Origin of the sequence: Rhodovulum sp. MB263 (assembly GCF_002073975.1) — a bacterium.
Taxonomy (GTDB): domain Bacteria; phylum Pseudomonadota; class Alphaproteobacteria; order Rhodobacterales; family Rhodobacteraceae; genus Rhodovulum.
Genome location: NZ_CP020385.1, coordinates 101,422 through 122,874, shown reverse-complemented (window position 1 = coordinate 122,874; position 21,453 = coordinate 101,422). Strand labels below are relative to the sequence as shown.

Annotated in this window: 20 protein-coding genes; 3 read left to right on the top strand and 17 right to left on the bottom strand. The window is 69.2% G+C overall.

Annotated features, from left to right (window positions below; translation table 11 throughout):
* Positions 1-16 precede the first annotated feature (16 nt).
* Positions 17-517 carry a hypothetical protein gene (locus B5V46_RS18705; protein WP_080618200.1) on the top strand — a complete coding sequence of 167 codons (501 nt, stop codon included), beginning with the start codon at positions 17-19 and terminating at the stop codon, positions 515-517.
* Between the two features lie 64 nt (positions 518-581).
* Here the strand turns inward: B5V46_RS18705 and B5V46_RS18700 are convergent, their stop codons facing one another.
* From B5V46_RS18700 to B5V46_RS18665, 8 genes are all read right to left on the bottom strand, one after another.
* A complete protein-coding gene (locus B5V46_RS18700; RefSeq protein ID WP_080618199.1) occupies positions 582-2,030 on the bottom strand; it encodes a short-chain fatty acyl-CoA regulator family protein in 1,449 nt (482 codons plus the stop codon).
* A gap of 231 nt (positions 2,031-2,261) precedes the next feature.
* Positions 2,262-2,858: a LysE family translocator gene (locus tag B5V46_RS18695; RefSeq protein ID WP_080618198.1), complete on the bottom strand. Its 597-nt coding sequence runs from the start codon at positions 2,856-2,858 to the stop codon at positions 2,262-2,264.
* On the bottom strand, positions 2,858-3,259 hold the full coding sequence (locus B5V46_RS18690) for a DUF2000 domain-containing protein (protein ID WP_080618197.1): 402 nt from the start codon (positions 3,257-3,259) through the stop codon (positions 2,858-2,860). Before B5V46_RS18690 ends, B5V46_RS18695 begins: the two co-directional genes overlap by 1 nt.
* A 67-nt stretch (positions 3,260-3,326) precedes the next feature.
* Entirely contained in the window at positions 3,327-4,133 is an 807-nt protein-coding gene (locus B5V46_RS18685; RefSeq protein ID WP_080618196.1) for an AraC family transcriptional regulator, read from the bottom strand.
* A 92-nt stretch (positions 4,134-4,225) separates the two neighbouring features.
* A complete protein-coding gene (locus B5V46_RS18680; protein WP_080618195.1) occupies positions 4,226-5,461 on the bottom strand; it encodes a dihydrolipoamide acetyltransferase family protein in 1,236 nt (411 codons plus the stop codon).
* Between the two features lie 48 nt (positions 5,462-5,509).
* Positions 5,510-7,702, bottom strand: coding sequence for a thiamine pyrophosphate-dependent enzyme (locus B5V46_RS18675; RefSeq protein WP_080618194.1), 2,193 nt, complete (start codon positions 7,700-7,702; stop codon positions 5,510-5,512).
* A 23-nt stretch (positions 7,703-7,725) separates the two neighbouring features.
* Positions 7,726-8,466 (bottom strand): SDR family NAD(P)-dependent oxidoreductase, encoded by a 741-nt coding sequence (locus tag B5V46_RS18670; protein ID WP_080618193.1) that lies wholly within the window; start codon positions 8,464-8,466, stop codon positions 7,726-7,728.
* 10 nt (positions 8,467-8,476) lie between these two features.
* The gene (locus tag B5V46_RS18665) at positions 8,477-9,253 is read right to left on the bottom strand and encodes an SDR family NAD(P)-dependent oxidoreductase (protein ID WP_080618192.1); all 777 of its coding nucleotides are present in this window, start codon (positions 9,251-9,253) and stop codon (positions 8,477-8,479) included.
* A gap of 193 nt (positions 9,254-9,446) precedes the next feature.
* Between B5V46_RS18665 and B5V46_RS18660 the strand changes: the two genes are divergently transcribed.
* Both B5V46_RS18660 and B5V46_RS18655 read left to right on the top strand, forming a co-directional pair.
* Positions 9,447-10,151, top strand: a complete 705-nt coding sequence (locus B5V46_RS18660) for a FadR/GntR family transcriptional regulator (RefSeq protein ID WP_369822858.1) — start codon at positions 9,447-9,449, stop codon at positions 10,149-10,151.
* The gene (locus tag B5V46_RS18655) at positions 10,148-10,558 is read left to right on the top strand and encodes a GFA family protein (protein ID WP_080618190.1); all 411 of its coding nucleotides are present in this window, start codon (positions 10,148-10,150) and stop codon (positions 10,556-10,558) included. Before B5V46_RS18660 ends, B5V46_RS18655 begins: the two co-directional genes overlap by 4 nt.
* Positions 10,559-10,703: 145 nt before the next feature.
* Here the strand turns inward: B5V46_RS18655 and B5V46_RS18650 are convergent, their stop codons facing one another.
* From B5V46_RS18650 to B5V46_RS18610, 9 genes are all read right to left on the bottom strand, one after another.
* Positions 10,704-12,134, bottom strand: coding sequence for an NAD-dependent succinate-semialdehyde dehydrogenase (locus tag B5V46_RS18650; protein ID WP_080618298.1), 1,431 nt, complete (start codon positions 12,132-12,134; stop codon positions 10,704-10,706).
* 27 nt (positions 12,135-12,161) lie between these two features.
* The gene (locus B5V46_RS18645; protein ID WP_080618189.1) at positions 12,162-13,775 is read right to left on the bottom strand and encodes a GMC family oxidoreductase; all 1,614 of its coding nucleotides are present in this window, start codon (positions 13,773-13,775) and stop codon (positions 12,162-12,164) included.
* An 11-nt stretch (positions 13,776-13,786) separates the two neighbouring features.
* Positions 13,787-14,596: a shikimate dehydrogenase gene (locus tag B5V46_RS18640; protein ID WP_080618188.1), complete on the bottom strand. Its 810-nt coding sequence runs from the start codon at positions 14,594-14,596 to the stop codon at positions 13,787-13,789.
* A gap of 8 nt (positions 14,597-14,604) precedes the next feature.
* Entirely contained in the window at positions 14,605-15,405 is an 801-nt protein-coding gene (fabG, locus tag B5V46_RS18635) for a 3-oxoacyl-ACP reductase FabG (protein WP_080618296.1), read from the bottom strand.
* A gap of 2 nt (positions 15,406-15,407) precedes the next feature.
* The gene (locus tag B5V46_RS18630) at positions 15,408-16,112 is read right to left on the bottom strand and encodes an ABC transporter ATP-binding protein (protein WP_080618187.1); all 705 of its coding nucleotides are present in this window, start codon (positions 16,110-16,112) and stop codon (positions 15,408-15,410) included.
* Positions 16,099-17,931 carry a branched-chain amino acid ABC transporter ATP-binding protein/permease gene (locus B5V46_RS18625; RefSeq protein WP_080618186.1) on the bottom strand — a complete coding sequence of 611 codons (1,833 nt, stop codon included), beginning with the start codon at positions 17,929-17,931 and terminating at the stop codon, positions 16,099-16,101. The genes B5V46_RS18630 and B5V46_RS18625 overlap by 14 nt, the downstream gene beginning before the upstream one ends.
* Before the next feature lie 10 nt (positions 17,932-17,941).
* A complete protein-coding gene (locus tag B5V46_RS18620; protein WP_080618185.1) occupies positions 17,942-18,826 on the bottom strand; it encodes a branched-chain amino acid ABC transporter permease in 885 nt (294 codons plus the stop codon).
* 169 nt (positions 18,827-18,995) lie between these two features.
* Positions 18,996-20,195 (bottom strand): ABC transporter substrate-binding protein, encoded by a 1,200-nt coding sequence (locus B5V46_RS18615; protein ID WP_080618184.1) that lies wholly within the window; start codon positions 20,193-20,195, stop codon positions 18,996-18,998.
* Positions 20,196-20,339: 144 nt separating this feature from the next.
* Positions 20,340-21,335 (bottom strand): NAD(P)H-quinone oxidoreductase, encoded by a 996-nt coding sequence (locus tag B5V46_RS18610; protein ID WP_080618294.1) that lies wholly within the window; start codon positions 21,333-21,335, stop codon positions 20,340-20,342.
* Positions 21,336-21,453 lie beyond the last annotated feature (118 nt).

Sequence of the window (21,453 nt, the reverse complement as noted above, 5' to 3'; positions counted from 1 at the left end):
CAAAGAGGAGAAGAAGATGATGAAAAACCTGGTCCTGCCGTTCTTTGCCGCCACCGTGCTGGCAACCGCCGCCCATGCCGACGAGCGCGAGGCGGCCGCGGTTTCGGCCTTCGAATCCTACTGCCTCGCCTCGGGCGGCGATCTTGGCAAGGCTGTCGAGGCGCTGGACGCGTCCGACAGTTTCGAAGATGGCCGCAAGAGCGGTGCGGGCAGTTTCGTGCATGCCAGCTATGTCGGGCCCGACGGGATCAATGCCTCGGTGATGATCGGGGCCAGCATGTCCGATGACAAATGCTCGATCATCCTGAAGAATGTCGCCGACCCCCTGGCGCTGGCCGACAAACTTTCGCTGGACATGGCCAAGGCCGCCGAGGCCGAGCCGGTGAAATGGGAGGCGTTCGGCGATTACGGCAAGGGCGCCTTCGGCTATCAGCGCGATGACGGCGATGTGCTGGTGGCGCCGATGACCACCGGGATCTCGGACGATATCGTGCATATCAATTTCTACCCCACCTGAGGCCCACAGCAGCCAAGCTCGCTGTCGGGGGGGTGTGACCGGCGCCGGTGCGCCGGTCATGGCCTCAGGGCTTCGGCTCGTCGGGGTCTGAGGCCCGGGCATAGGGGGCGAAGGGCGCGCGGGCCGGATCGGCGGCCAGTGGACGGCCCAGCATCGGGAAGGCGCGCTGCGGGCAGCCGTCGCGCGGACAGATCTTGCAGCCCGCGCCGATCGGGGTCGCCGCGGCAGGATCGGTCAGATCCAGCCCCTTCGAATAGACCAGCCGTCCGGCATGGGCGATATCGCAGCCAAGCGCCACGGCGAAGGCCTTGCCGGGCGCGCCATGGCGGCCGCGGCGGCTCTGCACCATGCGGGTGAGCCAGAAATATCGTCGCCCCTCGGGCATCTCGGCGATCTGGGTCAGGATCTCTCCGGGCCGGTCGAAGGCCGAATGCACCCGCCACAAAGGGCAGCTTCCGCCGACCTTCGAGAAATGGAAATCGGTCGCCGACTGGCGTTTCGAGATATTGCCCGCCCTGTCCACCCGCAGGAAGAAGAACGGCACCCCCCGCATGCCGGGGCGCTGCAGCGTCGAGAGCCGGTGACAGGTGGCCTCGAAGCCCATGCCGAAGCGGTGGCCGAGCCAGCCGATATCGTAGCCCGACTCTTCGGCCGCGCGCCAGAAGGCGCCATAGGGCATCACCGCCGCCCCGGCGAAATAATTGGCCAGCCCGATCCGGGCCAGCCGCCGTGCCTCTTCGCCCGAAAGCGCACCCTCGCCGACCAGCCGGTCGATCTCGTCCGCGGCCTCGATCAGGCCGATTTGGGTCGCCGCCTGGAACGCCATCTGACCGGGGCTCAGATCCCGCGACAGGCTCAGCTCGCGCCGTTCGGGGTCGAAATGGCGCAGATCGCCGCCATCGCCGTCGCTTCGGCGCAAGACGATGCCGTGGCGGGTCTTCAGATGGGCGGCAAGCCCCGGCAGCGGATCGCCCGGGACAAGCTCCGGAACGAGGCCCGCATGGCCCCCGGCCAGCGCCTCTGACAGCGCTTCCGCCCGGGCGTCGAGCGCGTCGAAGAAATTGCGGTTGTCATAGAAGAAATCCCGCACCTCCTCGAACGGCGCGGGCACCGGCATGGCATCGGGCGCGCCCTGCGCCAGCGCCAGCGCGGCGGCACGGTCCTCGGCCTCGCGCAGCCGCCGGTGCAACGCGACGACGCGGCGGGCCAGGGCGGGCGCGTTGTCGACCAGATCGCGGATCTCGGAGCTGCCGACTGCCGGCTCGCCGCCCTGCACCGCTTCGCGCAGCTCGGCCAGCAGACGGGCATCGCCCTCTTCGGAAAAGACCTGGATGTCGAGCCCGAAGGCCGCGTTGATCTTCAAAAGGACCTGCACCGTCAGCGGGCGCTGGTTGCGCTCGATCTGGTTGAGATAGCTGGGCGAGAGGCCGAGCCGCCCGGCCAGGGCCGCCTGGGTCAGCCCCCGGCTCTCGCGGAGCTGGCGCAACCTGCCGCCGAGAAACGCCTTCTTCACGCCGGTCGCGCCCCGCGCTTCGCAAGCTTCGCAAATCGCGCCGGGAAATTCGCATGTCTTCGCATTCGCGGCCCTTTCCGAGGGTTCTACCCCTGAATTAGGCCCGCGAAAGCGTCGGCGCAATGCAAGGATTGCAAATCTCCTTATGGCCAGAGCCGGATGACCGGGATGCCGCAGGTGAAGGCGGAGAGGGGCGGTCGCGACTGCGTCGCGGATTTGGATGCCCGAGTGTCAGGCCAGGCTGGCCCAGAGCATCCAGATCACCGACAGGCCGAGGATCAGTGCCATGACGCGGTTGAAGGCGCGCATCTGCCTGTGTCCGATCCGGGCGCCGCCCCAGGCCCAGGCCGCCAGAGACAGCCAGCAGATCGCGCCGAACAGGAGGGCGAAGACCGCCAGCCCCGTTGCGCGATCCTCGAGCGGCAGCACGAATGTCGACAGCGACGAGACCGATGCCAGCCAGGCCTTCGGGTTCAGCCCCTGCACCACGGTTCCCGACCAGAAGCCCGGCGCCTGTCGGATCTCGTCGCCCTGGATCCTGCCCTCGTCGCGCAGCAGGGACCAGGCCATCCACAGGAGATAGACCGAACCGATGACCGTCATCGGCCGGGCGATGGCCAGGATCCAGCCGGTGCCGGCCAGAATCCCGGTGCCGAAGACCAGGAACAGCGCCAGAAAGCTAGCCGTCGCGCCACTGACGAAGCGCAGTGCCCGCCCCGAGCCATAACGGGCGCCGGTCATCGCCCCGATGATGTTGACCGGCCCCGGCGTGGCCGAGGCGGCCAGCGCAAAGCCCGCCATGGCGAGCAGCGTCTCGAGCGGCGGCATCAGCGCAGGAGCGGCAGGCGGCCGCAGATCCGGTCCACCGCCTTGCGCGGCCCGGCAATCAGGATCGCCTGCGGGGCGTGGTCCGGCAGGGGGGCTGCGGCGATCCGGGCGGAATAATCGGCATAATCCCGGGCCTCGAAGGCCGCGCGCATGTAGGCAAGGCGCAAGGGCAGCCCGGACGCGGCCTCGAACAGCGCGGGCAGATCGGCTGCCGGGGCGCCGAGCACGGGCAGCGCGACCGTGGTGATCCCGGCAAGTGCGATGCCGTCCTGCGTGGGCGTATCGGCCCCGATCAGATCGGGGCGCAGCCGCCCCAGGCTCATGCCCAGAACGGCGGCGAAATTGGCCTTCAGTCCGGTGGGCAGGGTTTCATCGAGAATGATGACCGGTTTCAATGACATGGCAAGTTCCTTTCGGAGCCTGCCCTGCCATGCGGGACGCGCCTGCGTCTTGGACGAAATTGACCTGTCAGTGCCGGATCAGGGCGCCGGGCGTCACCCCGTAATGACGGCGGAACTGGCGGATCAGATGAGCCTGATCGCAGAACCCGGCCCCGGCGGCGGCTTCGGCGGCGGACACCCCGTCGAGCAGCAGGCGCCGGGCGTGATCCACTCGGATGCGGAGCACATGGCCATGCGGGGTCAGGCCGGTGGCGCGGCGGGTGCTGCGGATCAGGTAGGAGGGATTCAGCCCGACCGCCCGGGCCAGATCGCTGAGGCCGAGATCGTCGCCCGCGGCGACGGCGGCCTCGATCCGGTCCAGCATGGCACGGATGGCGGCGGGCTCCCGGCCGGGCCTGCGCAGCTCGGCGCGGCCGTAATGGGCAAAGGCCTGCGCCAGAACCTCATGCACGGCCTCCTCGGTCGCGAGCCTGCTGTCGGCTGCCGGGGCATCGTTCAGCCCCTGCGCCAGCCGGGCCAGCGCCCGGGTCAGGGCGAAATCGCGATCCCTGGGGGCGATCTCGGCAAAGCCGCGAAGGCTGCGCAGACCCAGCACCGAGCGCACCGCCGCCTCCGGCGCATAGAGCATGTTGTAGCGCACAAGTCCCACCGCCGCGTGGCCGGTATGGGCCTCTTCGGGGTTCATCAGCGAGAGCGACCCGGCGGGCAGCACCATGTTCTCGCCCCGGCAGAGATAGCCGCCCGCACCCTCGGAAATCGCGCCGATGGCAAAGCCCTCATGCGCGTGGCGGGAAAAGGTCTGGGTGCTGAAGGCGGCTTCGAAAAGCTCGATGCCGCCGAGCCAGCTGAGATGGTGATATCGGTTGCGCTGCATCCCGCCCGCATATCATTCCTGTGCCTGTCCCGTGAAGGGCGGCTCTGGCCCCGGAGGCGGACCTCGCGGCCGCGCCGCCCGGACCGGCGGGCCTAGAGCAGAAGCGACATCGGCTCTTCGAGCCCCTTCCGGATCTCGGCCAGAAGCTGGGCCCCGAGCGCGCCGTCGACCGAGCGGTGATCGACCGAGAGCGTGAGGCTCATCACCGGGGCCAGCACGATCTGATCGCCCCGCCCGACCGGGCGCCGTTCGGCCGCGCCCGCCGCGAGGATGCAGCTTTGCGGCGGGTTGACGATGGCCGAGAAGCTGCGCACCCCGTACATGCCGAGGTTCGAGACCGAGAAGCCGCCGCCCTGATAGTCCTCGGGCTTCAGCGTGCCGGCGCGGGCGTGGGCGGCCAGCGCCTTCATCTCGGCCGAGAGCGTGCCGAGGCTCATCCGGTCGGCGCCGCGCAGGATCGGCGTCATCAGCCCGCCATCGGTGGCGACCGCGACCGCGATGTCGATATCCGAGAGCTGCCAGATCTCGTCGCCGCGCCAGATCACATTGGCCTCGGGCAGGCGGGCGAGCGCACGGGCCGCGGCCTTGACGATGAAGTCATTGACCGAGATCCGCGCGGCGCCCTCGCGGCCTTCGTTGACCTGCGCGCGCAGCGCCATCAGCGCCTCGAGATCGACCTCGGCCTCGAGGTAGAAATGCGGGATCGTCTGCTTTGCCTCGGACAGGCGGCGGGCGATGGTGCGGCGCATCTGCGAGACGGGCCGTGCCTCATAGGGGCCGAGACCGGGCGGGATCGGGGATGGCGTCGCGGCCGGTTCCGGTGCAGTTTCGGCCATGGTTTCGGCTGGCGCGCTGGCAATCAGCCGCTCGATATCGACCCGGACGATGCGGCCCTTCGGCCCCGAGCCCGACAGCCCGTCGAGCGTCAGCCCGGCCTGCGTCGCCAGCCGCCGGGCCAGCGGCGAGGCGCGGGGGCGGTCGGGCTCCGCCGCCGGACCCATGGCGGGGGCCGTCGCGGCGGGGGCCGAAGCAGGAGCGGGGGCAGGGGCGGAAGCAGGGGCCTCGGGGTCTGGTGCCGGCAGGGTTTCGCCCTCGGCCAGCAGCACCGCGATCACCTGGCCGACATCGGCCCGGGCGCCCGCCGCGACGGCGAGCCGGCCGACGCGCCCCGGGGCCTCGGCCTCGAGCTCCATCGTGGCCTTGTCGGTCTCGACCTCGGCCAGCGGCTGGCCCTTCTCGACCCGGTCGCCGGGGCCGACCAGCCATGCCGCGATGACGGCATCTTCCATCCCGGCCGAAAGCGCGGGCAGCGTAAGCTCGGTGGCCATGTCTGTCTCCTTGTCTGTAGGGGCGGGGTCTGTGCGCTCAGGCCTCGGTCATTCGGCGGCGAGCGGCAGGCCCTGGGCGGCCATCGCCGCCCGGATCGCTTCGGCGATATCGGCGGGACGGGCACAGGCCGCGGCCTCGAGCACCTTCGAGATCGAGGGCGAGGCCTCGCCGCCCGTCACCCGCTGCACCGGCTGGTCGAGCCAGTCGAAGACCCGGCGCTGCAGTTCGTCGGCCAGCATGCCGCCATAGGAGGTGCCGCGCGCGCCCTGCTCGACGATCAGCACGTTGTTGGTTTTGCGGATCGAGGCCTCGATGGTCTCCCAGTCGAGGCTGGCGCGGTCGAGGCTGCGCAGATCGATGATCTCGGCATCGACGCCCAGATCCTCGACCACCTGGCGGGTCTTCTCGACCATGGCCAGATAGGTCAGGATCGTCAGCCGCGCGCCCGGGCGCACCACCTTGGCCTTGCCGAGCGGGATGCAGTAATCGAGATCGTCGACGGGGCCCGCGCCTTTCGAGGCGTAGAGATCGACATGTTCGATCACCAAGACCGGGTCGTCGCAGCGCAGCGCCGAATTCATCAGCCCGACATAGTCGAAGGGCGTCGAGGGCGCGACGATGCGCCAGCCCGGGGCGGTGGCGAAGATGCCCGCCGGGTCCATCGAATGCTGCGAGCCGTAGCCCGTGCCCATCGCGACCTTGGTGCGCAGCACCAGCGGCATCGGGCTGTCGCCGCCGAACATGTGCCGGGCCTTGCCGATCTGGTTGAAGACCTGATCGGCCGCGACCCACATGAAATCGGGATACATGAATTCGATCACCGGGCGCACGCGGCCATCGGCGGCCATGCCGGCGGCCAGCCCGGTAAAGGCGTTCTCGGCGATGGGAGTGCCGAGGCAGCGGTCGGGGAAGTCCTGCGACAGCCCCCGCGTCGCGCCGTTGGTGCCGCCCTTCAGCCGGTGCACATCCTCGCCCAGCACGACGATGCGCTCGTCGGTGTCCATCCGCCGGTGCATGACATTGGCCACCGCGTCGATGAACTTGGCATTGGCATCGAGCGCGCCCGAGAAGCTGTCTTCTTCCTCGTAGCGGGCGCCGTCCATCTCGCTCAGATCGCCGCGCAGCCCGGCATCGCGGAAGCTTTCCTCGGGCCAGAGCGCCGGAATGACCCGGGTCTTGCCGTCGACGGTCTCGGTCAGCTCGCCCGCGATCTCTTCCATCATCGTCTCGCATCGGGCACGCAGCCCCGCCACCGCGTCCTCGCCGATGATCTGACGGGTCTGCAACAGCCCGGCCAGCCCCTCGATCGGGTCGCGGGCGCGCCATTCGGCCTCTTCGGCCTTGTCGCGATAGCCGAAGGCCGAGCCGGGCAGGGGGCCGTTCTGGTGGAAATAGCGGTAGAGATCGGCCTCGATCACCACCGGGCCCTCGCCCGCGCGCATGATCCGGTTGGCCTCATGCGAGGCGATCAGGACCGACAGCGCATCCATCCCGTCGACCTTGAAGGCGGGGATGCCGAAGGCGAGGCCCCGCGCCGAGAGCCGCGGCTCGGCGGTGGCCTCGCTGACATGGGTCGAGACGGCATAGCGGTTGTTTTCGATGAAGAAACAGATCGGCAGTTTCCAGGCGGCGGCCAGGTTCATGGTCTCGAGAACCGAGCCGATATTGACCGCGCCATCGCCGAAATAGGTGTAGACGACATCGCCGGTCCCGGCCTGCTGATGCGCCCAGGCCGCGCCCGCGGCCATCGGCACGCCGCCGCCCACGATGGCATTGGTGCCAAGGTTCCCGGCCTCGGCCCAGCGAAGATGCATCGACCCGCCGCGGCCCCGGCAGAAGCCCTGCGCAAGGCCCATGATCTCGGCGAGCGTCTTCTTCGACAGATCGCGGATCTCGCCGTCGAACTCGGCCTCGGGGTCGATCCCCGCCTCGGCGACATAGGCCAGTGCCTTGGCCAGGAACTGGTGATGCGCCCGATGCGAGCCGTTGACCTGATCGGTCGGCCGCATCGCCAGCGCCGAGCCGACGGCGCCGCCTTCCTGCCCGATGGCGGAATGGGCGGGGCCATGGACGAGGCCGCGTCCGGCGAGGTCCAGCACCTTCTCCTCGAAGGCGCGGATCAGGCAGAGCTGCGACAGCATGGTGCGCCCGGTCTCGGGGTCGAGCGCATTGCGGTCGGCATCGGTCGCGCGGATCTCGCGCCAGGGGGCCAGCGGGGTGAGGTCGGTGAAATCGGGCATGAGGGGGCTCCGGGAAATTGGGGTCAGGCGGCGAGGAAGCCGCCATCGACGGGCAGCACGGTGCCGGTGATGAAGCTCGCGCGGTCCGAGGCGAGGAAGAGGATGGGGGCGACCAGCTCGGCCTGCGTCCCGATCCGGCCCAGCATGGCCCGGTTCAGGAACCAGTCGGCACCGCCGGGGCGGGCGAGCTGGGCATTGGCCATCTCGCTGTCCATGATGCCGGGGGCGACGGCGTTGACGCGGACCCCGTGCGGGGCCAGATCGCGCGCCATGGCCTGGGTCAGCGAGCGGATCGCGCCCTTCGAGGTCACGTAACCGGCGGTCGAGCCGCCGGCGACGAAGCCCGCGACGGAAGACAGCTGCACCACATTGCCGCGCCGGGCGATCAGGGCCGGGGTCAGGGCGCGGGCCACGTTGAAGGCACCGCCCAGATTGACCGCGATCACCCGGTCCCAGACCTCGGCCTGGGCGGGGTCGTCGAAGGCGGCGCGGCCCGCGACGCCCGCATTGCTGACCAGAACGTCAAGCCCGTCAAGCGTTGCGGCCAGCGCCTCGACGGCCGCGCGGTCGGTGACATCGAGCGGGATCGCGCGGGCCTTCAGCCCGCGGGCGGTCAGGGCATCCGCGGTTGCGGCAAGCGTTGCCGGGTCGATATCGGCCAGAAGCGTTTCGGCCCCGGCCTCGGCGAAGCCCTCGGCAATGGCGGCGCCAAGGCCCCGGCCCGCGCCTGTGACAAGCACCCGTTTTCCTTGGAAATCGGTCATGGGTCTCTCCTCAGGCCATGTGCAGGCCGCCATTGACCTGCAGCGTCTCGCCGGTGATGAACCCGGCCGCATCGGAACAGAGAAAGGCGATGGCGGCGGCCACTTCCCCGGGCTGGCCGAGCCGCTTCAGGGGCGTGTTGGCCAGCGTCGCCTCTGCCCGGGTCTTCATGTAATCGCCGATCATCGGGGTCTCGATGATGCCGGGCGCGATGCCGTTCACGCGGGTCTTCGGCCCCAGCTCATGGGCGAGGCTGCGGGTCAGCGACACCATCGCGCCCTTCGAGGCGGCGTAATGCGCATTGGTCAGCGCGCCGCGATAGGCTGCCATCGACGAGAGCGTGACGATCGAGGAGCCCTCGGTCAGATGCGGCACCGCGCGGCGCAGAAGGTAGAACACCCCGTCGAGATTGATCGAGAGCGTCCGGCGCCAGGCGGCATCGGTCATGTCGGCGAAGGGTTCGGCCAGGTAGATGCCGGCCGATGGCACGATATGGTCGATGCCGCCGAATTCGGCCACGGCCTCGTCGATCAGCGCCTGGGCCGCGTCGGGATCGGCGGCGTCGATCTGCTGGCAGATCCTTGCGCCCGTCCCGGGCAGGGTCGCGGCGAAGGCCTCCAGGGGCGCGAGGTCGCGGTCGGCCAGCAGAAGATGTGCGCCGCCCGCGGCGAAGATCCGGGCGACCTCGCGGCCGATGCCGCCATTGGCGCCGGTCAGGATCAGCGACCGTCCGGTGAAATCGAATGAGGTGGTTGCGCGCGCCCGGGGCGTGCTCTGGCGGTCGGGCATCGCCGATCCTCCCTGATGGCTGCCTTTGGTCGGGACAGTTGCATAAATTGGTCGGACCAGTCAACATGGCTCCTGCGTCCTTTTGCGGGAAGGGAGGCCGGGCAGGGTGACTTCATCCCACAGGGCAAGGATGTTAGGCTTGCCCGCCCCGGTCTGACCGGTTGGACGGGACATGGCGGAGAAGGGGACAAGCATGGGCAGGGACCTGCCGGACGACATCGCGGCCCGGCTGGGGCAGCGGATCGCGGGCGGCGAATTCGGCGCGGGCGCGCGGCTGCCCAGCGAACGCGCGCTGGCGGCCGAATATGCGGTCTCGCGCGCGGTGGTGCGCGAGGCGCTGTCGCATCTGAAATCCGACGGGCTGGTCGAGGCCCGGGCCGGCTCGGGCGTCTTCGTCACCGAGAATCGCGAGGCGCGGGCCTTCCGGATGACCGGGGTCGATCTCGATGGCACCGAGGCGCTGGCCCAGGTGATGGAGCTTCTGGAGGCGGTCGAGGTGGCGGCGACGCGCTCGGCCGCGCTGCACCGGGACGCGGCGGATCTGAAGGCGATCCGGCGGGCGCTGATCGGGATGGAATATGCCATCGCCAGCGACGAGCTGGGCGACGAGGAGGATTTTGCCTTCCATCAGGCCATCGTCGAGGCCACCCATAACCCGCATTTCGTCTCGCTCTGCCAGCATCTCGAATTCGGCGCGCGTGACGTGATCCGCCGGGCGCGGGCCAATACCCGCGCCAACCTGTCGGATCTTCTGGACGCGGTGCAGGCCGAGCATCAGGCGATCTACCGCGCCATTGCCGAGGGCGATCCGGAGGCCGCCGCCGCCGCCGCCGCGCGCCATCTGAGAAACGCGGCAGAGCGGACCCAGCTTTACCGGCGGCGGGAGGGCGAGGCATGAGCGGGGTGCACACGGGCGGTTGCCTCTGCGGCCGGGTGCGGTTCCGCGTCACCGGGACCTTCGGGCATTTCTTCCTGTGCCATTGCGCGCGCTGCCGCCATGACAGCGGATCGGCCTTCGCGGCGACGTTGTTTGCCGGGCAGGCGCGGCTCGACTGGCTGGCCGGGCGCGACCAGGTGCGGACCTTCCGGCTGGAGGGCACCCGCCATGCGCGGGCCTTTTGCGGGACATGCGGCTCGGCGCTGCCGGTCGAGACCGGGGACGGGGGGCTGGCGGTGCCGGCAGGCTGCCTTGACGGCGATCCGGGGATCGCGCCCGAGGCGCATATCTGCTGGGCCGACCGGGCGCCCTGGGAGGATGCCCTGGATCGGGCCCCCCGGCTTGCGGGTCTGCCGGGCGAGAGCTGAGGCGGGGCAAAGGCGGGGGCGCCGCCCTCCCTGTCGGAAGGACGGCGCCGGGGGACGGGCCGGGGCGCGGAAAGCCCGGTCGGGCCGGGAGGGAGCGCCCGCGCCGCTTTGGCCCGTATTCCGTTGAGCCGTATCTCGGCCGCGCTCAGATCGCGGCGGTGACGGTCATGGTCGAGAGATAGGCCTCGATCCCCTCGATCCCGCCTTCCGAGCCGTAGCCCGAATCGAGCACGCCGCCGAACGGGGTCTCGGGCAGGGCGAGGGCGAAATGGTTGATGCCCAGCATCCCCGATTTCAGCCGGTCCTGAACCTCTTGCGAGACCTCCATCGAGCGGGTGAAGAGATAGGCCCCGAGCCCCACCGGCAGGCGGTTGGCCTCGGCCAGCGATGCCTCGAGGCCCTCGCTGCGCATCACCAGCGCGATCGGGCCGAAGGGTTCCTCGTTCATCGCCAGCATCTCGGGGGTCATGCCCGAGACCACGGTGGGGGCGAAGAAATTGCCGATATTGCCGACCCGCGCGCCGCCGGTCTCGAGTTTCGCGCCCCGGCCTTCGGCATCGGCGACCATCTCGGCCACCTGGTTCAGCTGCGCCTTCTGGGTCAGCGGCCCCATCTGGGTGCCTGCCTCGAGCCCGTCGCCCAGTTTCAGCGCGGCCGCGCCCTCGGCCATGCGGGCGACGAAGTCGTCATGCAGCGCGTCGTCGACGATGAAGCGGGTGGGCGAGACGCAGACCTGGCCCGCGTTGCGGTATTTCCACTGCACCGCCATCGGCACCAGCCGGTCGAGATCGGCATCGGCGGCGACGATGACGGGGCCATGGCCGCCGAGTTCCATCGTCACCTTCTTGAGGTGCTGGCCGGCCTGGGCCGCGACGATCCGGCCGACCCGGGTCGAGCCGGTCAGCGAGACCTTGCGGATCTCGGGGGCCGAGATCAGCGCATCCGAGATCTCCGAGGTCTTGCCCCAGACCACCGAGATCGCGGCCGGGGGCAGGCCCGCATCGAGCAGCGCCCGGCCGATCATCCAGGCGGTGCCGGGCGTTTCCGAGGCCGGCTTGATCACCACCGAACAGCCCGCACCAAGCGCCGGGGCGACCTTCTGCATGGTGTTCCAGGCCGGGAAGTTCCAGGGCGTGAAGCAGGCCACGGGGCCTGCGGGTTTCTTCAGCACGCTGATATGGATCGAGGGCGCGCGCGAGGCCACGATCCGGCCATAGACGCGGCGGCCTTCCTCGGCGAACCAGTCCAGAAGATCGGCCGAGCCCATCCATTCGCCCCGGGCCTCGGCCAGCGGCTTGCCCTGTTCGAGCGTCATCACGCGGGCGGCCTGATCGGCGCGCTCGCGCATCAGATCGGCGGCGCGGCGCATCACCTTCGAGCGCTCATAGGGTGACAGGGCCGACCAGTCGGCAAAGCCCTTCAGCGACAGGCGGGCGGCCTCTTCGGCCTCGGCGCGGCCCGCACGCGGGATCGTCGCCAGCTCCTGCTCGTTGGCGGGGTTCGACACGGTCATCGTGCCTTCGCTGGCGGTGGCGCGGGCCTCGCCGCCGATGATGAGTGTCATGTCGGGATACATCTTCGTCTCCATCCGGTTTCGGGGGGCTCAGCCCGCCGAGAGTATTCCTTGCGCCGCCTTCCGCGCAATCATCATCACCGCCGCCTGGGTATTGCCCGAAACCATCTCGGGCATGACCGACGCGTCGATCACGCGCAGCCCGTCAATGCCACGGACCTTCAGTTCGGGATCGACCACGGCGGCGAGGTCGGTGCCCATGCGGCAGGTGCCCGCCGCATGGTAGATCGTCTGCCCGTTGGCGCGGGCGAATTGCAGCCAGTCCTCGTCGCTCCGGCAGTCGGGCCCGGGGCTGAGTTCGGCCACCCGGTAGGCATCCATCGGCGCCTGCCCGACGATCTCGCGGCCGAGCTTCATGCCGTCGACCATGGCGCGGCGATCCTCTTCGGCATCGAGGAAATTGGGCCGGATCTCGGGCTGCTGCGCGATATCGGGCGAGGTGGCATGGATCGAGCCCCGCGATTGCGGGCGCAGCTGGGTCACGCCCAGCGTCATGCCGGGGAAGCGGTCGAGCTTGCGCTCGGCGGCATTGGCGTAGCTGGCATGCATGAAGAAATACTGCACGTCGGGCCGGTCGAGACCCTCGCGCGAGCGCAGGAAGCCATGTGCCAGCCCGGTGCCGTAGGTCAGCACACCCCGGCGGGAAAGCGCGTATTTCGCGACCTCGCCCAGCAGTTTCGGAAAGCGCGTCAGCTCGTTCAGGGTGACGGGTTGCGAGACCCGCCAGTTCATCCGGGTGCAGAAATGGTCGAGATAGTTCTCGCCGACGCCGGGCAGATCGTGGACGACCTCTATGCCAAGCCCGCGCAGCCGGTCGGCATCGCCGATGCCCGACAGTTCCAGCAGTTGCGGGCTCTGGACCGCGCCGGCGGCCAGGATCACCTCGCCGGCCTGGACGCTGAGCGCGCCGCCGGGCCGGGAAAGGGTGACGCCGGTCGCGCGCCGGCCCTCCAGCAGCAGGCGGGTGGCGCGGGCATGGGTCAGCACGGTCAGGTTGGAGCGGCGGCGGGCCTTTGCCAGCCAGGCGCGGGCCGCCGAATGACGCTCGCCGCGCTCCTGGTTGACCTGATACCAGCCGACGCCCTCTTGCCCCGCGCCGTTATAGTCGGGGTTGAACCGCTGGCCCTGGGCGCGGGCCGCCTCGATGAAGGCCTGGCCCACGGGGGTCTTCTCGACCACCTCGGCGATGGGCATCGGGCCGTCCTGCCCGCGCATGCCGTCGGGATCGGGCCCCGCCCAGCGTTCGAGCGCGCGGAAATGCGGCAGCACATCTTCCCAGCCCCAGCCGGTGCAGCCGCGCGCCTCCCACAGGTCATAATCGCCGGGCTGGCCGCGGACATAGATCATGCCGTTGATCAGGGTCGAGCCGCCCAGTCCCTTGCCGCGCGGAATGGCGATCCGGCGGTTCAGCGTGGCGGGCTCGGCCTCGGACCAGAAGCCCCAGTTATAGGCGGGGTTGGTCAGAAGCTTGTAGAACCCGGCAGGAATGGTGATCCAGGGCGAACGGGCCTCGCCGCCCGCCTCGCACAGAAGGACCGAGGCGCGGCCCGAGCGGCTGAGCGCCTCGGCGAGGATGCACCCCGCCGTGCCGCCGCCGATGATGACGTAATCGAAGCGGCTGCCATCGGGCAGGTCTTGCGGCATCTGGCGCGTCCTCAGTCCTGGGGGGTGGCAGCGGGCAGGGCGCCCAGATGTTCGGCCATCAGCCGGATCTGCTGGCGCAGCATCGGCAGACCGGGATGGACCCGCGCGCCCGCCGCGCGGGCGGTGGCCAGGAGCCGGGTCTCGACCGGGTCCATGATCGCGTCGGCCACGACCTGACCGGCATGGAAGGCGGTATCGTCCAGCGGCAGCGGATCTTCCGGTTTCAGCCCCAGCGAGGTGGCGTTGACGATCAGATCGCGGCTCGCGGTCTCGGGCGCCCCGGCGGCGACGGGCACGCCCGGATAGGCCAGGGCCACCCGGGCGGCGAGATCCTCGGCCTTGTCCTGCGAGCGGTTGACGATGGTCAGGCGCGAGACCCCGGCCTCGGCCAGGGCAAAGGCGATGGCGGCACCCGCGCCGCCCGCGCCCAGAAGGCAGGCATTCATGCCGCGCGGCTCGATCCCTTCCGAGCGCAGCCCCTCGACGAAGCCGAGCCCGTCGAGAATGGCGCCGGTCAGCGTGCCGTCGGCCTCGCGCCGGACCACATTGACCGCGCCGATCTGGCCCGCGTCGCCCAGCAGCCGGTCGCAGAGCGCGACGATCTTCGTCTTGTGCGGCACGGTGACGACGAAGCCGCCAAGGCTTTCGATGCCCTTCAGGCCCGCGACCGCCGTGGCGAGGTTCTCGGGATGGACCTGCATCGGCACCATCACCCCGTCGATTCCCTCGGCCGCGCAGAGCGCGTTGATTTCCTGGGGCGTTTTCACATGGCCGATGGGATCGGCGAGAATGGACCAGACCCTGGTCTTGCCGGTGATCATCCTGTTCCTCATGTCATCAGGAGCCCGCCGGCGACGTCGATCGTCTGGCCGGTGACAAAGCTCGATTCCGCATCCGTGAGCCAGAGCGCGGCCTCGGCCACCTCGGCGGGCTCGCCCAGACGCCCCAGAGGCGTCATCTCGACCTGGGCCGCGTTCACCTCGGGGGCGACGCCCAGCACCATCGGCGTCTCGATCCGGCCCGGCGCCAGCGCGTTGACGCGGATGCCATGGGGTCCGAGCTCGCCCGCAAGATGGCGGGTGAAGCCGAGGATCGCGGATTTGGTGGCGGCGTAATGGCAGGCGACCACGGGCATGAAGGTCTTGCCCGCGACCGAGGACATGTTGACGATCCAGCCCCGCCTGGCCGCGATCATGCCCGGCGCCAGCGCGCGGACGGTGTTGAAGCTGCCGGTGAGGTTCACGTCGAGCACGCGGCGGAACTCGGCCGGGTCCATTTGCCAGACCTTGTGTGCGACGCCGTCATGCTTGGGCGAGATGCCCGCATTGTTGATGACGGTGTCGAAATTGCCCCCGGCGGCCTCGAGCGCGGCGGCCAGCGCGGTATAATCCGAGACATCGCAGGTCACGGGCAGGACCGATCCGGCGGTGCCGGAGGCCGAGATGGCGGCGGTCGCTTGGGCCACGGCCTCGGGGTCGAGATCGCAAAGCGCGACAGTCGCGCCGCGCGCGGCGAAGGCTTCGGCAATGGCCAGCCCGATGCCCCGGGCGCCGCCGGTGACCAGCACGCGGCGGCTTTGATGCGACAGGCGGGTGCGGAATTCGGGACGGACGGTTTCGCTGCGGGTCATGCTCATATCCCCAGATAGGCCTGCCGGACATAGTCGTCCTGAAGCAGGTCTTCGGCGCTTTCGGAAATGACGACGCGCCCGTTTTCAAGCACATAGCCCCGCTGCGCGACCTTGAGCGTCGAATAGACATTCTGCTCGACGATCAGCACGGTGGTGCCCTTGGCCGCGATCTGCCGCACCACCTCGAAGACCTGCGAGACGATGATCGGCGCAAGCCCCAGCGAGGGCTCGTCGAACATCAGAAGCCGCGGATTGGCCATCATGCCCCGGGCGATGGCGACCATCTGCTGCTCGCCCCCCGACAGCGACGAGGCGGTCTGGTTCAGCCGCTCGCGGACGCGGGGGAAGATGTCCATAACCTCTTCCAGGCGCTCGTCCTGGAAATCGCGGGCGGCGCGGCGATAGGCGCCCATCAGAAGGTTCTCGCGCACGGTCATGTCGGGGAAGAGCTGGCGCCCCTCGGGGATCAGGGTGATGCCCCGGTCGACGACCTGATCGCCCCTGAGGCGGGTGATGTCCTCGCCGCAGAAGGTGATCCTGCCCGATGTCGGCTTGATCAGCCCGGCGATGGTCTTGAGCGTCGTCGTCTTGCCGGCGCCATTGGCGCCGACGATGGTGACGATCTCGCCTTCCTTCACGTCGAGGCTGACATCCTGCAGGATCGAGGTCGGGCCGTAGCCGGCATGGATGTTTTCAACGGTGAGCATTGGCGAACTCCTTGCCCAGATAGGCCTCGATCACATGCGGGTCGCGGACCACCTCATGGGGGTCGCCCTCGGCGATGACCTCGCCCGCGGCCAGGACCAGCACGCGGTCGGACAGCGACATCACCGCCTGCATCACATGCTCGATGGCGATGATCGACACGCCGCTGTCGCGGATTGACAGCATCAGGTCGATGGCGCGGCGCACATCGGTCTGGTTGATGCCCGCCATCACCTCGTCGAGCAGCAGGATGCGCGGCTCCATCGCCATGACCCGGGCAACTTCCAGCCGCTTGAGCCCGCCGATGGTCAGCCCGCGCGCCTCGTCCTGCAGAAGCGGGCCGAGACCCATCCGCCAGGCGGTCTGGCGCGCGGCCTCGCGGGCGTCATGTTCGTCATGGTGGTGGTAGAAGGCGCCGACCATGATGTTCTCCTCGACCGTCATCGCCGCGAAGGGCTGGACGATCTGGAAGGTCCGGCCGACGCCGAGGGCCGCGAAATCGGCCGGGTTGACGGGGGTGTGATAGCCGCCATCGGGGCCGCGCACGGTGACCGAGCCCTCATTCGGGGTCAAAAAGCCCGAGAGCATGTTGAACAGCGTGGTCTTGCCCGCGCCATTCGGCCCGATCAGCCCCAGCACCTCGCCCTCGCGCAGGGTGAAGTTGACGTTCTTCGTGACATGCAGCCCGCCGAAGCGCTTGTTGAGGTTCTGAACCCGCATCACGTCGCGGCCGATGCCCTCACGGTCGGGCGAGGGGGGCGTCGTGGCCTGTGCGGGGGCCTTGATGCTGTCGGTCTGGGTGGTGGGCTCGTCCTCGTCCAGCTCGTGATGCGGCGCGCGGCGGAACTTCTGCAACAGGCCGATGATGCCGTTCGGCATGAACAGCACCGCCAGGAGCAGCACGACGCCATAGACGAAGCCATGCAGCCCCAGCGCCGAGGCGCCGAACGAGGCCCGCGCCCATTCGGTCAGCGGCACCAGCAGGACGGCGCCCAGAAGCGGGCCCGAGACGGTGCCGAGCCCGCCGATCAGCGCGAACATCGCGATCTGGATCGAGAAGGTCAGCGAGAACATCGCCGAGGGCTCGATGAAGGTCAGGTACATCGCGTGGAAGGTGCCCAGCATCGCGCAGAGTGCCGAGGAGATGGCGACCGCGACCAGCCGCACCTGCACGGTCTTCACGCCCGCGGCCTTGGCGGCGGATTCGCGTTCGCGGGTGGCGATCAGGTAGAAGCCGAGCCGCGAACGGCGCACCGCCCAGACCACGACCAGCACCGCGCAGAGCATGCCGAAGATGATCAGCAGGGACGGCCAGCGTTCGCGGAAGACCATCCAGGTCCAGCCCAGTTTCAGCGGGATCATCTTGCCGGTGGCGCCGCCGGTGAACTCCGAGAAATGCAGCGTCAGGACCCGGAACACCTCGAGAAAGGCGATCGAGGCCAGCGAGAAGAAGGGCCCCTTGAGACGGAAGCAGGGATAGGAGATTGCCATGCCGACGATCGCCGCGATGCCCGCGCCCGCGAACATGCCGATCCAGGGCGTGATGCCGAGATTGACGAGGATCACTGCGGTGTAGGCGCCGATGCCGTAGAAGGTGGCATGCCCCAGCGAGAGCTGTCCGGCAAAGCCGCCGACCAGGTTCCAGGCCGAGGACAGCGCCGCCATCAGGCAGATGGTGACGAAGATATGGGTGACGAAGGCATTGCCGATCCCCAGCGGGATCAGCAGCAGCGAGGCCAGCACCAGGGCCACGCCGATGGCGGGCCAGGGCAGCGACGGGGCGGACACGGAGGAGGTGCCGGAGGTCGTTTCGTTGCTCATGGGAGGGGCCTCAGGACAGGTGCGACAGGTTTTGCCGGGCGCCGAACAGGCCCGAGGGCCTCAGGATCAGGATCAGCAGGAACAGCCCGAAGACGACGGCCTCGCGCAGGTCCGAGCCGATGTAATAGCCCGACAGCGCATCGACCTCGCCGATGATCAGCGCGCCGAGGAAGGCGCCGGGGATCGAGCCGAGCCCGCCCAGCACCACCACGACGAAGGCGGTCAGCACGAAATAGGTGCCGATATTGGACGAGGTCGGGTAAAGCGGCGCGATCAGCACGGCGGCAAGGCCGACGCAGGCGGCGCCGAGCCCGAAGGTCAGCACGTAGATATGGTTGACATTGATGCCCATCAGCTCGGCCGCGCCGCGGTTCTGGGCAACGGCGCGGATCGCCCGGCCGGTCTGGCTGTATTTCAGGAACAGCTCGAGCCCGACCACCAGCACGATGGCCGCGCCGAAGATCATCAGCTGGCCGCTGAGAAGCCTCAGATCGCCGAATTCCAGCGGCGCGCGCAGGCCATGCGGCGGGGTATTGGCGATGTCGGCGCCGAAGATCAGCAGCGCGAGGTTGATCAGCGCGGTCGACAGGCCGACGGTGGCGAAGATCTGGATGTGGTCGTCGCGGGCCGACATCAGCGGCTGGATCAGCAGCCTCTGGGTCAGCGCGCCCATCACGAACAGCACCGGCACGACGACGATCACCGCCGCATAGGGGTGCAGCCCCATCTGGGTGGTGATCAGCCAGGTGATGAACATGCCCCCCATCAGGAATTCGCCATGGGCGAAGTTCACCACCTTGATGATGCCGAAGATCAGCGTCAGCCCGATGCTGACGATGGCGAAGAGGCCGCCCAGCATCAGGCCGTTCAGAAGGATTTGCAGAAATGTCGTCATGTCGGCTCCGCCACGTTCGGAGGGCGGGCGACACCCGCCCCCGCCGGTTTCGGGGGGTGTTTGCTGCCGCCGGGGACGGGGCAGGTCCTGGAAAAGGGCCTGGAACAGGGCCGGAGGCGGGGACCGGAGCGGTTGCCCGGACGGTCCCCGATCCGATCCGTCGGGCCGGTCAGTCGGGCAGGCGGATCTCGGCGACGGCCGCATCGGACGGATAGACCGTCAGAAGCTTGCCGTCCTGCCATTGCATGCCCATCATCCGCGCGCGCTCGTTCTGGTTGGTGTCGTCGAACTTGACGCCATAGCCCGCCGCGGTGCTGCCATCGGGAATGTCCATCGCCTTGACCGAGGCGACGATCTGGTCGGGCTCGAAGCCCTCGCCCTCGCCGATGGCCTGAAGCACCGCGAGCGCGCCGACATAGTTGGTCAGCGAATGGCCCGAGCGCGGCTCCTGCCCGTATTTGGCGCGATAGGCCTCGAGGAAGGTCTCGATGCCCGGGGTGAAGTCGGGATTGATCGCGTATTGGGTGAAATCGACGTCATAGATGCCGTCGATCACATCGGCGCCGACCGCATCGGCCGTGGGCTGCATCGAGTAGCCGCCGCCGCCGCCGATGATCGCCATCGGCTTGTAGCCGGCCTCGTTGGCCTGCTGCAGGAACAGCACCGTGTCGTTCTGATACGAGGTCTGCAGCACCACGTCGACGCCCTTGCCCTTCAGGTCGAGCACCAGCGAGGACATGTCGACGATATTGGCCGGGTAGCCCGATTTCAGCACCACGTTCAGCCCGCGCTCCTTGGCATGGGCGACCTCGTGACCGGCGACCGAGGTGCCGTAGGAGCTGTCCTCGTAGATGATGCCGATCTTGAGATCCTCGGGCGCCTTGCCGGCGGCCGGGGCGATCTGATCGACCAGCATGTCGATGACGGCGATGCCCATATGCTCGGCGGTTGGGTTGGTGCGGAACAGGTAGGTCATGCCGCGGCCGGTGACCTCGTCGGCGACGGCGCCGAGCTCGAAATAGGGGATGCCGGCCAGTTCGGTCACCTGCGAGGCCGCGATCACCCGCGACGAGGAATAGGTGCCGAAGACCGCCTTGACGCCCTCGAGCGAGATCAGCCGGCGGGCTTCGCCGATGGCCTGGTTGTTGTCGACGGCATCGCCGCGCTCGAGCACGATCTGTTCGCCGTGAAGGCCGCCCGCGGCATTGATCTGGTCGACCGCAAGGTCGAGCCCGCGCGCGCTTTCCTCGCCCAGCAGCGCCAGCGGGCCGCTGAAGGGATAGAGCGAGCCGATCTTGACATCGGCCAGCGCGCTGCCGCCGAGCGTCAGGCCAAGCGCGGTGCCCAGCAGGATGGATCTGGTGGTCATGGTGGTTCCTCCCGTTTCGGATTACGTGTTATGGGCAGGCGGCACGACCGGACGGCCCTGGGGCGCGCGGCCGGTCGGCCGAATTCTGTGGGGGGCGTTTCCGGCCCGGGCCCGTCGTTCAGGCCGGTCGCTCAGGGGCGTCGTTCAGGCCGCATCGGTCAGCAGGATGATCTTGCCGGTATGGGCCGAAGCCTCGAGCCGGGCATGGGCGTCCTGCACCCTTTTCAGCGGAAATGTGGAATCGATCACCGGTCCGGCGCCCTTCTGAAGGATCAGCGGCAGCACCTTCGCCTCGATCTCGCGGGCCAGCTCGGCCTTCATCGCCAGGGGCCGCGCCCGAAGCGTCGAGCCGCAGAGCGTCAGGCGCTTGAACAGCACCGGGCCCATGTCCATCTCGGCGCGCGAGCCCTGCTGGAAGGCGATCTGGGCGATCCGCCCGTCTTCGGCCACCAGGTCGAGATTGCGCTGCATGTAGGGGCCGCCGACCATGTCGAGGATCACCTCGGGGCCCTTGCCGCCGGTCAGATCGCGTACCGCCTGAACGAAATCGGTATCGCGGTAATTGACCGAGGCCGCGGCGCCCAGCTTCTCGGAGGCGCGGCATTTCTCGTCGCTGCCGCAGGTGGTGATGACGCGCGCGCCGATCGCCCGGGCCAGGAGCGTCGCGGTGACGCCGATGCCCGAGGTGCCGCCATGGATCAGCGCGGTTTCCCCGGGCTGCAGCCCGGCGCGGATGAAGAGGTTCGACCAGACGGTGAAATAGGTCTCGGGGATGCCTGCGGCCTCGGTCATCGACAGACCCTCGGGCACCGGCAGCGCCACATCGGCCTGCACGATGGCCTCTTCGGCATAGGCGCCGCCCGCGACCAGAGCCATCACCCGGTCGCCGGGGGCAAAGCGGGTCACGCCCGCGCCGATCTCGAGAACCTCGCCCGAAAGCTCCAGCCCCAGCACGTCGGAGGCGCCGGGCGGCGGCGGGTAATTGCCCTCGCGCTGCATCGCATCGGGGCGGTTCACGCCCGCAGCATGGACGCGGACCCGCATCTCGCACGGCCCGGGGGCGGACAGGGTCCGGGTTTCGAGCGTCAACGCCTCGGGGCCACCCGGAACGGGTGCCGTCACGGACAGAACGCCGGTCATCGGGCGGTTCCCACCGGGCATTGCGCCCGCGCCTTTGCGACCTGACGCGACTGTGACAATTTGAACATGCAACCTCCCGTTTGCCGTTGGCGGCTCCCCTTCCGCCCTGCGACGTTAT

What these genes read in the sequence shown, in the direction of transcription:
- B5V46_RS18675 (WP_080618194.1), bottom strand. Translation starts at nt 7,702, where the DNA reads ATGCCCGATTTCACCGACCTCACCCCGCTGGCCCCCTGGCGCGAGATC.
- B5V46_RS18610 (WP_080618294.1), bottom strand. Translation starts at nt 21,335, where the DNA reads ATGACCGGCGTTCTGTCCGTGACGGCACCCGTTCCGGGTGGCCCCGAG.
- B5V46_RS18650 (WP_080618298.1), bottom strand. Translation starts at nt 12,134, where the DNA reads ATGTATCCCGACATGACACTCATCATCGGCGGCGAGGCCCGCGCCACC.
- B5V46_RS18655 (WP_080618190.1), top strand. Translation starts at nt 10,148, where the DNA reads ATGAGCGGGGTGCACACGGGCGGTTGCCTCTGCGGCCGGGTGCGGTTC.
- B5V46_RS18625 (WP_080618186.1), bottom strand. Translation starts at nt 17,931, where the DNA reads ATGAGCAACGAAACGACCTCCGGCACCTCCTCCGTGTCCGCCCCGTCG.
- B5V46_RS18690 (WP_080618197.1), bottom strand. Translation starts at nt 3,259, where the DNA reads ATGTCATTGAAACCGGTCATCATTCTCGATGAAACCCTGCCCACCGGA.
- B5V46_RS18620 (WP_080618185.1), bottom strand. Translation starts at nt 18,826, where the DNA reads ATGACGACATTTCTGCAAATCCTTCTGAACGGCCTGATGCTGGGCGGC.
- B5V46_RS18630 (WP_080618187.1), bottom strand. Translation starts at nt 16,112, where the DNA reads ATGCTCACCGTTGAAAACATCCATGCCGGCTACGGCCCGACCTCGATC.
- B5V46_RS18705 (WP_080618200.1), top strand. Translation starts at nt 17, where the DNA reads ATGATGAAAAACCTGGTCCTGCCGTTCTTTGCCGCCACCGTGCTGGCA.
- B5V46_RS18640 (WP_080618188.1), bottom strand. Translation starts at nt 14,596, where the DNA reads ATGATCACCGGCAAGACCAGGGTCTGGTCCATTCTCGCCGATCCCATC.
- fabG (WP_080618296.1), bottom strand. Translation starts at nt 15,405, where the DNA reads ATGACCCGCAGCGAAACCGTCCGTCCCGAATTCCGCACCCGCCTGTCG.
- B5V46_RS18615 (WP_080618184.1), bottom strand. Translation starts at nt 20,195, where the DNA reads ATGACCACCAGATCCATCCTGCTGGGCACCGCGCTTGGCCTGACGCTC.
- B5V46_RS18695 (WP_080618198.1), bottom strand. Translation starts at nt 2,858, where the DNA reads ATGCCGCCGCTCGAGACGCTGCTCGCCATGGCGGGCTTTGCGCTGGCC.
- B5V46_RS18665 (WP_080618192.1), bottom strand. Translation starts at nt 9,253, where the DNA reads ATGCCCGACCGCCAGAGCACGCCCCGGGCGCGCGCAACCACCTCATTC.
- B5V46_RS18660 (WP_369822858.1), top strand. Translation starts at nt 9,447, where the DNA reads ATGGGCAGGGACCTGCCGGACGACATCGCGGCCCGGCTGGGGCAGCGG.
- B5V46_RS18680 (WP_080618195.1), bottom strand. Translation starts at nt 5,461, where the DNA reads ATGGCCACCGAGCTTACGCTGCCCGCGCTTTCGGCCGGGATGGAAGAT.
- B5V46_RS18685 (WP_080618196.1), bottom strand. Translation starts at nt 4,133, where the DNA reads ATGCAGCGCAACCGATATCACCATCTCAGCTGGCTCGGCGGCATCGAG.
- B5V46_RS18670 (WP_080618193.1), bottom strand. Translation starts at nt 8,466, where the DNA reads ATGACCGATTTCCAAGGAAAACGGGTGCTTGTCACAGGCGCGGGCCGG.
- B5V46_RS18645 (WP_080618189.1), bottom strand. Translation starts at nt 13,775, where the DNA reads ATGCCGCAAGACCTGCCCGATGGCAGCCGCTTCGATTACGTCATCATC.